The 13901-nt window shown below is 38.8% G+C and carries 10 protein-coding genes; 8 read left to right on the forward strand and 2 right to left on the reverse strand.

Annotated elements, in window-relative coordinates; genetic code table 11:
• Nucleotides 1–103 precede the first annotated feature (103 nt).
• Nucleotides 104–1111: a class 1 fructose-bisphosphatase gene (fbp, locus tag AC3RVG_RS05360; protein WP_489690413.1), complete on the forward strand. Its 1008-nt coding sequence runs from the start codon at nt 104–106 to the stop codon at nt 1109–1111.
• 117 nt (nt 1112–1228) lie between these two features.
• On the opposite strand, the gene AC3RVG_RS05365 is transcribed toward fbp, so the two are convergent.
• The gene (locus tag AC3RVG_RS05365) at nt 1229–1654 is read right to left on the reverse strand and encodes a TerB family tellurite resistance protein (RefSeq protein WP_489690708.1); all 426 of its coding nucleotides are present in this window, start codon (nt 1652–1654) and stop codon (nt 1229–1231) included.
• Between the two features lie 170 nt (nt 1655–1824).
• On the opposite strand from AC3RVG_RS05365, the gene AC3RVG_RS05370 reads away from it, so the two are divergent.
• The 6 genes from AC3RVG_RS05370 (at nt 1825) to AC3RVG_RS05395 (ending at nt 8978) form a co-directional block, all read left to right on the forward strand.
• Nucleotides 1825–2868 (forward strand): ligase-associated DNA damage response exonuclease, encoded by a 1044-nt coding sequence (locus AC3RVG_RS05370; protein WP_489690414.1) that lies wholly within the window; start codon nt 1825–1827, stop codon nt 2866–2868.
• 3 nt (nt 2869–2871) lie between these two features.
• Nucleotides 2872–4464 (forward strand): ATP-dependent DNA ligase, encoded by a 1593-nt coding sequence (locus tag AC3RVG_RS05375; RefSeq protein WP_489690415.1) that lies wholly within the window; start codon nt 2872–2874, stop codon nt 4462–4464.
• An 88-nt stretch (nt 4465–4552) separates the two neighbouring features.
• Nucleotides 4553–4915 (forward strand): endonuclease domain-containing protein, encoded by a 363-nt coding sequence (locus AC3RVG_RS05380; protein WP_489690416.1) that lies wholly within the window; start codon nt 4553–4555, stop codon nt 4913–4915.
• 76 nt (nt 4916–4991) lie between these two features.
• Nucleotides 4992–7451, forward strand: a complete 2460-nt coding sequence (locus AC3RVG_RS05385) for a ligase-associated DNA damage response DEXH box helicase (RefSeq protein ID WP_489690417.1) — start codon at nt 4992–4994, stop codon at nt 7449–7451.
• A complete protein-coding gene (gene pdeM / locus AC3RVG_RS05390; protein ID WP_489690418.1) occupies nt 7448–8086 on the forward strand; it encodes a ligase-associated DNA damage response endonuclease PdeM in 639 nt (212 codons plus the stop codon). Before AC3RVG_RS05385 ends, pdeM begins: the two co-directional genes overlap by 4 nt.
• 94 nt (nt 8087–8180) lie before the next feature.
• The gene (locus tag AC3RVG_RS05395) at nt 8181–8978 is read left to right on the forward strand and encodes a tryptophan-rich sensory protein (protein WP_489690419.1); all 798 of its coding nucleotides are present in this window, start codon (nt 8181–8183) and stop codon (nt 8976–8978) included.
• Between the two features lie 32 nt (nt 8979–9010).
• On the opposite strand, the gene AC3RVG_RS05400 is transcribed toward AC3RVG_RS05395, so the two are convergent.
• Entirely contained in the window at nt 9011–10363 is a 1353-nt protein-coding gene (locus tag AC3RVG_RS05400; RefSeq protein WP_489690420.1) for a dihydrolipoyl dehydrogenase family protein, read from the reverse strand.
• 142 nt (nt 10364–10505) lie between these two features.
• Here AC3RVG_RS05400 and mfd point away from each other — a divergent pair, with 142 nt between their 5' ends.
• Nucleotides 10506–13847: a transcription-repair coupling factor gene (gene mfd, locus AC3RVG_RS05405; protein ID WP_489690421.1), complete on the forward strand. Its 3342-nt coding sequence runs from the start codon at nt 10506–10508 to the stop codon at nt 13845–13847.
• Nucleotides 13848–13901 lie beyond the last annotated feature (54 nt).

The raw sequence follows: 13901 nt of genomic DNA on the forward strand, positions 1-13901 counted from the left end.
TCAGTTTCGAATTAAATTTCACTTTGGTTTTACTTCAACAAATATCGGTTCAATTTCTTAAAAATCCCGATATTTGCGTGAAATTCAGGATACCTTCAACCTTATGTCAAAAATAAATCAATCTCTCGGCGAGTTTATAATTGAAAATCAAAGCGAATTCAAATACTCTTCCGGCGAGCTTTCACGGCTTATAAACTCAATTCGTTTAGCAGCCAAAGTTGTAAACCACAAAGTTAATAAAGCGGGACTGGTAGATATTTTGGGCGCAGCCGGAGATATGAATATTCAAGGTGAAGACCAGCAAAAACTTGACGTTTTTGCGAATGAAGTTTTTATAAATACACTTACAAATCGTGAAATTGTCTGCGGAATTGCCAGCGAAGAAGAAGATGATTTTATTACAATAAAAGGTCGAAACGAAAAGAACGATAATAAATATGTGGTTTTAATAGACCCTTTAGATGGTTCATCAAACATTGATGTAAACGTTTCTGTCGGGACTATTTTTTCAATTTACCGAAGAATTACACCTTCGGGAACTCCTGTTACTATTGATGATTTTTTACAACCAGGTGTAAATCAGGTTGCAGCTGGATACATTGTTTACGGCACTTCAACAATGATTGTTTATACAACCGGTCACGGTGTTAATGGTTTTACACTTAATCCTGCCATTGGAACTTATTACCTTTCTCACCCAAATATGAAATTTCCAGAAGATGGCCATATATATTCGGTAAATGAAGGAAATTATGTTCACTTTCCACAAGGTGTAAAAGACTATATAAAATACTGCCAAAAGGAAGAAGACGACCGCCCATATACGTCTCGCTACATTGGCTCTCTGGTTTCAGATTTTCATAGAAATATGATAAAAGGCGGTATCTATATTTACCCCAATACGTCTAAAGATCCAAATGGAAAACTTCGACTTTTGTATGAGTGCAACCCTATGGCTTTAATTGCAGAGCAAGCTGGAGGAAAGTCTAGTAACGGTTTTCAGCGAATTTTAGAGATTCAACCTACTAGTTTGCATCAACGTGTTCCCTTTTTCTGCGGAAGCATTAAAATGGTAGAGAAAGCAGAGGAATTTATGGAAAAAGCCAAATAGCCACTAACTCCGCCGCGGCGGAATTAATATAATCTTTAATAAAAAAGCTCCCATTGGGAGCTTTTTTAATTCTTTACAAGAGTAAGAGTTCCCCCGCCGCGGCGGGGTCAGGGGGCATTATTTCTTATTCAATAAATATCTGTAATCTTCCAAATCTAGACCGCCGGTGTAAATTTCAATAGATCTTTTTATTAAATGTTGCGCTGTGGCAGAGTCATACCCAAGGCCTATAGCGTATTTTTCAACTAAAAACCGTTCTTGGTCGTCAATCTCGTGATCGGCAAAAATCATCTGAAATAAATCGTGGATACGCTCCAAACGTCTTTCTGAATCATTAGGCGGATTGATTGGGTATTTCGCTGGATTTTTTAAAACTTCGATATATTCAGACTCATCAATATCAAGTTTACGGGCAAAGCGCTTTAACAACCTTTCCTCTTCCGCATTAATGGAACCTTTAACCGAAGCAATATTTGCAATAGATGCAAAGTGTCCTAAATTTCGGGAATGTTCCCCACTTTCGAATAAATCTGTAAATGCCATAAATTGATTTTTATGCTGCAAATATAAAACGAATTGCGAGCAATGCGAAGCAATCTGTTCATGTTTTTCCATTAAAGTCTTTTATTAGTTATCCACCCTAAACTTTTCTTAATGGCGAATGTCGAAAAGCAAGCTTTCAGTAATTTTAAACTGCTTGTGAAAAGATATTTATGAATCAACCATTATTAGTCTTCAACGACAAAGGTATTTATTGCGAAAAGGCAGATGTTTACATTGACGCTTGGCGGCCAGTAGATAAGTGCATCATAACCCACGGCCATGCAGACCACAGTCGTTGGGGCCACAAACAATATATTACACACACCAATAATGTTCCAATAATTAAGCACCGACTTGGCGATATTGAGGTTACTGGGAAGGCTTGGAATGAAAGTTTTACGATTAAAGGGGTTAAGTTTTCATTGCATCCCGCCGGACATATTATCGCTTCTTCACAAGTACGCGTGGAGTATAAAGGTGAAGTATGGGTTTTTACGGGCGATTTTAAAACCGAAGATGATGGCTTGGCCGAAGTTTACGAACCCGTAAAATGCCACACATTTATCACGGAATGTACTTTCGGTTTGCCCGCCTTTAAATGGGAACCACAAACTGAAGTTTTTAAAGATATAAACGAATGGTGGGCAACCAATAAAAGTGAAGGCAGAACCTCGATTCTCTTTGGTTACAGTTTGGGCAAAGCCCAGCGTATATTGAAACATTTAGACACTTCCATCGGAATAATCTATACCCACGGCGCCGTTGAAAATATGACCGATGTGGTTCGCCCTTTTTACGACTTGCCCGAAACTACTTTAATAACGCGCGATACTTCAAAAGAAGAAATAAAAGGAAATATAATTGTAGCACCGCCCAGCTCACACGGCAGTACTTGGATCAGAAGGTTTGTACCGTATGTTACAGCTTCCGCAAGCGGTTGGATGACTTTTCGCGGCGCGCGAAGAAGAAGAGCAATCGATCGTGGATTTGTATTAAGCGACCACGCCGATTGGGAGGGTTTGCTTTCTGCAATTGAAGCGACGGGTTGCGAAAAAATAATCGCTACCCACGGATATACTGATATCTTTTCGCGCTACTTAAGGGAAGAATTAGGTTATGACGCTCGAACAGAAAAAACGCAATACGAAGAAGAAAGTTCTGAAACCGAAACTCCGGCTTCGCTCAGTAAACAGAAAATTGAAAACGAAGATTAAGCCGTGAAAGATTTCGCCCAACTCATAAAAAAGCTTGACAGTACGAACAAAACCAATGAAAAGGTGGCGGCGCTTACTGCGTATTTTCAAAATGCAAACGATGAAGATAAGCTGTGGACGATTGCTATACTTTCGCATCGACGACCGAAACGTCCCGTAAATACGACTTTACTTCGACTTTGGGCAACAGAAATAAGCGGCATTCCGCTTTGGCTTTTTGAGGAGAGTTATCATATTGTCGGCGATTTAGCGGAAACGATTGCGCTTATTTTACCGACCTCCGAGGAGCATTCCGAAAAATCACTTTCGCAATTTGTTTCAGAAATTATTGAATTGAGAACACTTTCCGAAGAAGAAAAGAAGAAATATCTACATGCTAATTGGTTGAAGCTAAATTATTTTGAACGTTTCGTTTTCAATAAAATTCTTACTGGAAGTTTCCGAATCGGCGTAAGTCAAAAATTAATGACACGCGCCCTATCCAAAGCCACGGCGATTGATGAAGATATTCTCGCCTATAAATTAATGGGCGATTGGACGCCAGAAAAAACCACCTATAAAAAATTAATCCTCGAGCAAAATGAAGAAGATTATCTCAGTAAACCCTATCCTTTTTATTTGGCATATGCAGTTGAAGATAAGTTTCAAGAGGATTTGGGACCAATTTCAGATTGGAGTTTTGAGCATAAATGGGATGGCATCCGAAGTCAAGTAATCATTCGCAACGATGAGGTTTTCGTTTGGTCGCGAGGCGAAGAATTGGTGACCGATAAATATCCCGAGTTTCAAGAATTTTTAAAAGAAATTCCTAACGGAACGGTTATGGATGGTGAAATTTTGCCTTTCGGGGAAGGGGAAATCGGCAATTTCAATGCGCTTCAAACTCGCATTGGCCGCAAAAATATTTCAAAAGCACTTTTGAAGAAAACACCTGTAATTCTAAATGCCTACGATTTACTAGAATGGCAGGGCGAGGATATTCGCCAAAAGCCTTTTTCAGAAAGAAGGAAAATTTTGGATGAGCTTATTGGCAAATGCAATAGCATTGAAATTGGTTTGTATTTAAGTGAAACAATGAATTTTGAAACTTGGGAAGAAGCTGCCGCGGAAAGAGAACTTTCCCGAGAAAAACGCAGCGAAGGCTTAATGCTAAAACGAAAAGATTCACCGTATTTGGTAGGAAGAAAAAAGGGCGATTGGTGGAAATGGAAAATCGATCCGTTCACGATTGATGCAGTTTTAACCTATGCAATGCGAGGCCACGGAAGACGCGCCAATCTTTATACCGATTACACTTTCGCACTCTGGAATGAGGGAGAATTGGTCACCTTCGCAAAAGCCTATTCTGGTTTGACCGACGCTGAATTTAGGCAAGTAGATGCGTGGATAAAACGAAACACATTAGAGCGTTTTGGACCAGTAAGAAGCGTTACGCCACAGCACGTTTTTGAAATTGCTTTTGAAGGAATCGCTGAAAGCAGTCGCCATAAAAGTGGCATTGCAACGCGTTTTCCGAGGATTTTAAGATGGCGAAAAGACAAACCCATTGAAGAGGCAAATACACTTTCGGACCTAAAAGCACTTATCCCAAAATAAATAGTTAATTCCCCTCCATATTTTCAAGGAGGGGTGGCTCGCTTGCGAGACGGGGTGGTTAAAGCTGGATTTTGATTAAATTTAAATTATGAAAAAGCGAATTCATAATTTGAAGGAAATGGAGGTTTATCGTAAATCTCTTCGGAATAATTCAACCTCAGCCGAAGCGTTTCTTTGGAAGTATTTAAAAGGTTCAAAACTTGATGGCAGAAAGTTTAGAAGACAGCACAGTATAAAACATTACATCGTTGATTTTTACTGTCCCTCAGAAAAATTGATTGTAGAACTTGATGGACAAGTACATTTAAACAATACGGCAGAGGAATATGACCGAAGGCGAGAAATGGAGTTGAAGAATTTAGGCTTCACCGTAATTCGATTTGAAAATAAAATGGTTTTTGATTTATTGCCATCTGTTTTAAAGGATATAAAAGATCATTTTAAAAGTTGATTTTAACCCTTCCGTCAGCAAAGCTGACACCTTCCCTCTAAAAGGGGAGGGGCTTTTTTAAAAAATAAATTAAAGATTGAGTAATAAGATACAAATAGATATAGCTAACTCTTGGTTCGAGTCCAAATCTTGGACAGCCTTTCCATTTCAAAAAAAAACGTGGAAAGCCTTTCTCGATGGCAAACACGGCTTGCTAAACGCGCCAACAGGAAGCGGGAAAACGTACGCACTTTGGTTTCCAATTGTACTACAATATTTAAAGGAAAACCCTGATTATAAAACAAAGCATATAAAAGGCATAAAAGCCATTTGGATTACTCCTTTACGTGCACTTTCTGTAGAAATTCAGCAAGCAGCACAACGTGTTGCGGATGATTTGGGAACGGGACTGACGGTAGGAATCCGTACTGGCGATACGTCACAAAGTGAGCGCGCAAAACAAAAACGACAAATGCCCGATTTGTTGATTACAACACCTGAAAGCTTGATGCTGTTATTAGCTTCCAAAGACTATGACAAAACATTCAAAACCCTTACAGCTGTGGTGGTGGATGAATGGCACGAACTTTTGGGAAGCAAACGCGGTGTACAAATGGAATTGGCACTTTCACGATTAAAAACTGTTTCGCCTAAATTGCGAATTTGGGGAATTTCTGCCACCATCGGTAATCTTGAAGAGGCAATGGATGTATTACTGGGGATAGATTCCCGCCTTCGGGGGAATGCAGTTTTAATTAAAGCCAAACAGAAATCGAAAATTGAAGTCCGCTCCATTATTCCCAAAAAAATGGAAACCTTTCCGTGGCGCGGACATTTAGGACTTCATCTTTTGGAAGATATAGTTCCAATAATTAAAGCCAGTAAAACCACGATTATTTTCACAAATACCCGTGGACAGTGCGAAATTTGGTTTCAGAAGTTATTGGAAAAGCATCCAGAATTTGCAGGTGAGCTTGCAATGCACCACGGAAGTATTGGCAAAGACACGCGACTTTGGGTGGAACAGGCAATCAGAAACGAATCGTTGTTGGCGGTTGTAGCAACTTCAAGTTTGGATTTGGGAGTAGATTTTGCACCTGTAGAAACCGTAATCCAAATCGGCGGACCAAAAGGCGTCGCAAAATTTTTACAACGTGCGGGACGAAGCAATCACCGTCCGGGTGAACCTTCAATAATTTATTTTTTACCCACCCACGCTTTGGAGCTGCTAGAAGCTTCAGCTTTAAAACGTGCTGTAAAGGATGAAGTAGTTGAAGATAGAATACCGTATTTACTCAGTTTCGACGTACTGATTCAATATTTGGTAAGCCTAGCGGTGAGCAACGGATTTTTTCCGAAGGAAATTTTCCCCGAAATAAAAAGCACCTTTTGCTTTCAGGGAATTACCGAGGAACAATGGAATTGGTGCCTAAATTTTATCACTTTGGGAAGTCAAAGTTTAAAGGCTTACGATGAATATAAAAAAGTAGAAGTCGCGCCCGAAGGCCTTTTTAAAGTTGAAAGCAGACAAATTGCAATGATGCACAGATTAAGTATTGGTACGATTGTGAGCGATTCCATGATGCAGGTAAAATATGTTTCTGGCGGTTTTATTGGTACTATTGAAGAATGGTTTTTGAGCAAAATGAAACCCGGCGATACTTTCGTTTTTGCAGGAAGAACTTTGGAATTAGTTCGGATTCGGCAAATGCAAGCGCAGGTTAGAAAGTCTAGTAAACGCACCACAAATATTGTAAGTTTTATGGGCGGTCGCTTGCCACTATCTTCGCAAATGAGTAAAATTCTGCGAGAAGAAATGCAAAGTGAAGCAGACCACAAGCGCAATACTCCCGAATTAAAAGCCTTGAGTCACATATTTGATCGGCAAGAACGTGAGAGCATTGTACCCGGAGAAAATGAATTTTTGATTGAAACTTTTAAAACTCGGGAAGGTTATCACGCTATTTTTTATCCTTTTGAAGGTCGGTTTGTACACGAAGCAATGAGTAGTTTATTGGCATACAGAATTAGTTTGTTGTCACCAATTACTTTTTCATTAGCGTATAACGATTACGGTTTTGAGTTGTTAAGTGATCAGTATTTAGATGTCCAAACCGTTTTGGACAACAATCTTTTTTCTGCGGAATATCTTTTTGATGACCTTCAAAAAAGTTTGAATTCTACCGAATTGGCGCGTCGAAAATTCCGTGATATAGCGGTTATTAGCGGAATGGTTTTTCAAGGATATCCGAATAAAATGATAAAAACAAAACACTTGCAAAGCAATAGTCAGTTGCTCTTTGATGTTTTTCGAGATTATGAGCCGGACAATCTTTTGTATCTTCAAGCCTATCGCGAAACTTTTGAGCATCAGTTGGAAGAAGGACGTTTGCGGCAAGCTTTGGAGCGAATTAATTCACAAAAAATTATTTGGAAACAGTGCGAAAAAGCAACGCCTTTCAGCTTCCCAATAATTACTGATAGGCTCCGAGAAAAACTTTCTTCGGAAAAATTGGCGGACAGGATTAAGAGAATGACTTTATTATTGGAGAAATGATTCAAAATATAGAAATAAAAAATAACGATTTCAAATTACATCCCAGCGGCGCTATTTATTGGGAAGAAAAAAAAATGCTTTTAATTGCCGATGTGCATTTGGGAAAAGTATCACATTTCAGAAAACACGGCGCGCCAGTTCCAGCAAATGCGGCTTATAAAAATCTTGAAAAACTCACTGAAGTAACAAATCATTTTGATCCAGAAACTGTATGTTTTCTTGGAGATCTATTCCACAGTAAACTAAACGAAGAATGGCATGATTTTGAAAAATGGGTGGAATACTGCAAAGCTGAAGTAATGCTAATTTCGGGCAATCACGATATTATTCCACAATATTTATATGAAGATTTGGGCGTAAAAGTCTATGATGAGTTGCTTTTAGACAGTTTTTATTTAACACATCATCCAACAGAAAAAGCAGACAAATTCAATTTTTCTGGCCACATTCACCCCGGAATAAGGATGAAAGGCGTGGGTAGACAATTTTTGCGTCTCCCTTGTTTTTATAAAACTCTTAACAGCCTTATTCTCCCCGCTTTCGGTAACTTTACGGGGAAACATATTTTAAAACCTAAAGAAAAGGATGAGGTTTTTGTAATTGTGGAAGGAGAGGTTATTTGTGTTTCGAAATAACTGTATTGTTAGGTTGAGCGCAGTCGAGACCTAATTTAACGATTGAAATTTTAAGTTCTCGACTGCGCTCGAACGGACATAAATAGTCATCTTTATGAAAAAAACACTACAAATAGCCAATATCATTGCCTTCGTGGCAACAGTTTTTATAAACTATCTTTCCAATTCAGGAGCTATAAATGGCACCACCATTGGGGAAATTTCAAATTCATCTAAAAATCTTTTCACACCTGCAGGGTATGCCTTTTCCATTTGGGGACTTATTTATTTGTTGTTATTGGGTTTTATAATTTATCAAAGTCGGAGCCTTTTCACAAAAGTACGCGATGACGAATTCATTCTAAAAACTGGCTGGTGGTTTGTGCTTTCCTGTTTCGCAAATATTATGTGGATCACTTTTTGGCTTTACAGTTATATGGAATTTTCAGTATTGGCGATTTTTGTACTGCTATATTCACTTTTAAAAATTGTTATGAATAACCGAATGGAACTTTGGGATGCGCCAATTTCTGTCATCGTCTTTGTTTGGTGGCCGTTCGTGTTTTATAGCGGTTGGGTAACTGTTGCAAGTATCGCAAATGTTGCTGCCTATTTAACGAGCACCGAATGGAATGGTTGGGGTTATAGTGAAGCTTCCTGGGCTGTTACTATGATTATTATTGCAGGTATCATAAATCTGTTTGTTACCTGGAAACGCAATATGCGTGAATTTGCGCTCGTCGGAGTTTGGGCTTTGGCAGCCATCGCCGTAGCAAATTGGGAAGTAAGCCAAACAGTTGCATATGCCGCAATCGGAGTGGCGGCGGTGCTTTTTGTAAGCAGTGGTTATCACGCTTTCAAAAATCGCGACACGAGTCCGGCGACTAAATACAAAGAATATTTAAACAGATAATTGCGTATTTCTTACTTCCGATTTCGAACTCTTTAAACCATTCCTTTAATATCATTCCCCCAAGTTGGGTAGGCAAAAATCATAGATTTTAAATTTTCTGTAGTTAGTTTTCCACACATTGCTAAAACAAAAAGGTTAATCATTTCTCCAGCTTCCGAAGCAATAATATGTGCCCCGAGAATCAGGTTTCGTTCTTTATCTACAATGGTTTTATAGGCGTAAACCTCTTCGTTAATCCGCTTTGCATTAAACCATTTTGGTACGCTTTTGTACTCCACTACAAAGTCGTAACCTTTTTCCTTTGCTTGCTCTTCCGTCAACCCGATGGAAGCAATCTGAGGAATTGTGAAAACCACTGAAGGCACTGGCGGGAAATCCATTTTTGTATGATTTCCTTTGCGAATATTCAATGAAACAATTCGCGCTTCCTGCGAAGAAGTTGGTGTAAGTGGAAGTGACCCGCTAGCCGAAACGTCGCCGCAGGCATACACACTTTTATTCGTAGTATTCTGAAGAAATTCATTAACAGAAATTCCGCCTTTTTCGAAAGCGACATTTCCTTTTTTCAAATCTAAATCGTCAATTGATGGCACGCGGCCGGCAGTATTGAAAACCATTCGGGTATCAACAGTTTCTGTTTTCCCGTTCTTCTGAAATGAAACGCGGTAATTTTTCTGAAGCTTTTCAATTTCGGAAACCCTCGCATTAAATATAAATTCTATCCCAAGCTTTTCCGAAGCTTTTGTGAGGTGCGAAACTATATCGGCTTCAAATGGCCCCAATGGTCTGTCTTCAAATTCAATAACAGTAACCTTTGCGCCACAACGAGCTGCAATATGCGCGAACTCCATCCCGATGTAACCCGCGCCAACAAATACAATACTTTCGGGCAGTTGTTCCAATTCCAAAAAATCGTCGCTCACTTTTAAATAATCTCTGCCAGGAATTTTTAACTCCATCGGTTTCTGTCCTGTAGCGATAACGATTTTCTTCGCTTTCACTGTTTTTCCCTCTACTGAAAGCGTGTTTTCATCAATAAATTTAGGCGATTGGTGGTACATTTCAATTCCAGCTTCTTTCAAATCTCTTTCAGTTGCTGCAGGAATAGCACTTGTAAAAGTTGCTTTAAATTTTTGGAGCGCCTGCCAATCAATTTTTGGAACGGAAACAATTCCCTTTCCTTTTAAATTTTCCGATAGATGTATGGCTTCAGTAATTCCAACCAAAACCTTTTTAGGGTCACAGCCTCGATTGGCGCAGGTGCCGCCATACTCCCGATTATCGGCTATAGCTACTTTCAGACCTTCGGCAGCACATTCATATGCTACACTTTTCCCGGCGGTTCCGGTTCCTATTACAAAAACATCGTATTCTCTTATTGACATAATAATGCCCGCGAAGGCGGGTAATTTTAATTAAATCTATCTTTTAAAAATAGGTAATGCGATATGCTATTTGTGTTATCAAAATGATAAAGTTCCATTTTGCGGTTTGAAAAATAAAACGTCGTGCTATATTTGCCGCTCAATGAGCAAAACCCTCGTTACTTCACTTTATTCAAAGTCTTCGCAAACCCGAAAACTGGAGGAAACTATTGCCCAATCTCAAAAAAACATATCGGTTTCGGGTCTTGTGGGTTCTTCGCTCTCATTAGTTTTGGCCCAAACTTTTCGAAATACTGAATTGCCCTTTCTTCTAATTTTAAATGATAAAGAAGAAGCGGCCTACCATTTAAACGATTTGGAAAATCTTTTGGGAGATAAAAATGTGCTTTTTTATCCGGGAAGTTACCGCCGTCCGTATCAAATTGAAGAAACGGATAACGCTAATGTTTTGCTGCGAAGCGAAGTTTTAAACCGAATAAATTCTCGTAAAAAACCGGCATTTATTGTAACCTATCCCGAAGCACTTTTTGAAAAAGTGGTTACCCGAAAAGAATTGGAGCGTAATACGCTGAAAATTGCGGTAAACGATCAACTTTCAATAGATTTTGTAAACGAAGTTTTGTTTGAATACCGTTTTAAACGCACTGATTTTGTTACTGAACCAGGCGAATTTTCTGTTCGCGGAGGAATTTTGGATGTATTCAGTTTCAGTAATGATGAACCGTATCGAATTGAATTTTTTGGCGATGATGTTGATAGTATCCGAACTTTTGATGTGGAAACACAACTTTCATTAGAGCAGGTTAAAAAAGTGGCTATCATTCCGAATGTGGAAAACAAAATGATAGATGAAAGTCGAGAAAGTTTTCTGAAATACATAGCGTCCAAAACGGTAGTTTTTCTGAAAAATGAAGAACTTTTTAGCAGTGCTCTCGATTCGCTTTTCAAAAAGGCAACCGAAGCTTTTAGTGCAATCGATTCAGAAATAAAACGTGCAAAACCTTCAGAATTGTTCTGTACTTCAGAATTATTAAATCTGCAACTTCACGATTTTACAAAAGTTCAATTAATAAATACTTCAATAGCTGTTTCAGATTCTATTTCGTTTTCAACCAAACCACAACCGTCGTTCAATAAGCAGTTCAATTTACTGATTGACAATTTGAATGAGAACACAGCGGAAGGTTATAAAAATTATATTTTTTGTAGTAGCGAACAACAAGCAAAACGTTTTCACGACATTTTTGAAGATGCGAAACAAAATGTGGAACAGTTTGAAACCATTGTGTTTCCGCTGTTTCAAGGTTTTATCGACGACGATTTAAAACTTGTTTGTTATACAGATCACCAAATTTTTGAGCGCTACCATAAATTTCAACTTAAAAACGGATACGCTAAAAAACAGGCAATTACTTTAAAGGAAATTACCAATCTGGAAGTGGGCGATTATATTACGCACATTGACCACGGAATTGGGAAATTTGGCGGTTTGCAAAAGATTGATGTTGAAGGAAAAATGCAGGAAGCTATCAAGCTTTTTTATGGCGAACGCGATATTTTGTATCTCAGCATTCATAGTCTTCACAAGATTTCAAAATACAACGGTAAAGACGGGAGAGAGCCCAAAATTTATAAATTGGGGAGCGACGCGTGGAAAAAGCTGAAGCAAAAAACTAAAACGCGGGTTAAAGAAATTGCTTTCAATTTAATTGAATTATACGCAAAACGTCGCACGTTAAAAGGTTTCGCTTTCGATCCGGACAGTTATTTGCAGGCTGAATTAGAATCGTCTTTTATTTACGAAGATACGCCAGACCAAAGCTCCGCCACCGAAGACGTAAAAAGGGACATGGAAAACGAGCGCCCAATGGACCGACTGGTTTGTGGCGACGTAGGTTTCGGAAAGACAGAAGTCGCCATTCGCGCAGCTTTTAAAGCTGTAGATAGTGGCAAACAAGTTGCCGTTTTAGTGCCTACAACTATTTTAGCATTTCAACATTTTAAAACTTTTACGGAACGCCTTTCAGAAATGCCCGTGAAAGTGGATTATTTAAATCGTTTTAGAACTACGAAAGAAAGGAAAGTTGTTTTGGAAGGCTTAAAAGATGGTCGTCTCGATATTGTAATCGGTACGCACCAACTAGTAAACAAAGCTGTAGTATTTAAGGATTTGGGTCTTTTAATTATTGACGAAGAACAAAAGTTTGGCGTTGCTGTAAAAGACAAACTGAAAACAATTAAAGAAAACGTGGATACGCTTACGTTAACGGCGACACCAATTCCGCGTACGTTGCAATTTAGTTTAATGGCTGCACGCGATCTTTCGGTTATAACTACGCCACCGCCAAACCGTTATCCTGTGGAAACGCATGTTGTTCGTTTTGGAGAAGAGACCATCCGCGATGCCGTTCGTTATGAAATATCTCGAGGCGGGCAGGTTTTCTTTGTTCACAATAGAATTGAAAATATTAAAGAGGTCGCAGGATTAATTCAGCGATTGGTGCCAGATGCCAAAATAGGTATCGGTCACGGGCAAATGGAGGGCAAAAAACTGGAAGATTTAATGCTTCGGTTTATGAATAATGAGTTTGATGTTTTGGTTTCAACAACTATTATTGAAAGCGGTTTGGACGTGCCGAATGCGAATACTATTTTCATTAACAGCGCTAATAATTTTGGACTTTCAGATTTGCACCAAATGCGTGGTCGTGTGGGTAGAAGTAATAAAAAAGCGTTCTGTTATTTCATCACCCCAGAATATTCTGCAATGACAGATGAAGCACGAAAACGAATTACAGCTTTAGAACAATTTTCTGAATTAGGAAGCGGTATCAACATCGCGATGAAAGATTTGGAAATCCGTGGTGCTGGCGATTTACTTGGTGGCGAGCAGAGTGGTTTTATAAACGAAATTGGTTTTGAAACTTATCAGAAAATTCTTTCTGAAGCGATTGATGAATTAAAAGATAAAGAGTTTAAAAATCTTTATGAAGAAACCGAAGGGCCGAAGAAAAGTTTCGTAAAAGAAATGACTATCGATACAGATTTCGAATTGCTGTTCCCGGATGATTATGTGAATAATATTACTGAAAGACTCAATCTTTACACAAAACTAAACCAGCTTAAAACCGAAACGGAACTACAGAAATTTGAAAAAGAACTGCTGGATCGTTTTGGAGAATTGCCTAAACAGGCAGCAGATTTGCTGAATAGCGTTCGCATAAAATGGATTGCCATTTCCATGGGCTTAGAGCGAATTATTATGAAACAGAAAAAACTAGTCGGCTATTTTGTGGCAGACCAGGACAGTTCTTTTTATCAAAGTTCATCTTTCACTAAAGTGCTACATTATGTGCAAAGCCACCCACAACAAGTATCCATGAAGGAGAAACAAACTCGCAACGGCCTGCGATTGTTACTTACTTTTGAAGGAATTTCTACCGCAGATAAAGCGCTTCGGGCTTTAGAACCATTTTCGGAATAAAGAAGCATTTCATTTATTGTCATTTTCCGTTTTCATTTTGCTACAAGGTATTGT

The sequence above is a fragment of the Aequorivita sp. IT1282 genome (genome assembly GCF_058068205.1).

Excerpts from the sequence above, each read along its gene's own strand:
- AC3RVG_RS05395 (WP_489690419.1), top strand. The coding sequence starts at position 8,181 with ATGAAAAAAACACTACAAATAGCCAATATCATTGCCTTCGTGGCAACA.
- AC3RVG_RS05365 (WP_489690708.1), bottom strand. The coding sequence starts at position 1,654 with ATGGCATTTACAGATTTATTCGAAAGTGGGGAACATTCCCGAAATTTA.
- mfd (WP_489690421.1), top strand. The coding sequence starts at position 10,506 with ATGAGCAAAACCCTCGTTACTTCACTTTATTCAAAGTCTTCGCAAACC.
- pdeM (WP_489690418.1), top strand. The coding sequence starts at position 7,448 with ATGATTCAAAATATAGAAATAAAAAATAACGATTTCAAATTACATCCC.
- AC3RVG_RS05400 (WP_489690420.1), bottom strand. The coding sequence starts at position 10,363 with ATGTCAATAAGAGAATACGATGTTTTTGTAATAGGAACCGGAACCGCC.
- fbp (WP_489690413.1), top strand. The coding sequence starts at position 104 with ATGTCAAAAATAAATCAATCTCTCGGCGAGTTTATAATTGAAAATCAA.
- AC3RVG_RS05370 (WP_489690414.1), top strand. The coding sequence starts at position 1,825 with ATGAATCAACCATTATTAGTCTTCAACGACAAAGGTATTTATTGCGAA.
- AC3RVG_RS05380 (WP_489690416.1), top strand. The coding sequence starts at position 4,553 with ATGAAAAAGCGAATTCATAATTTGAAGGAAATGGAGGTTTATCGTAAA.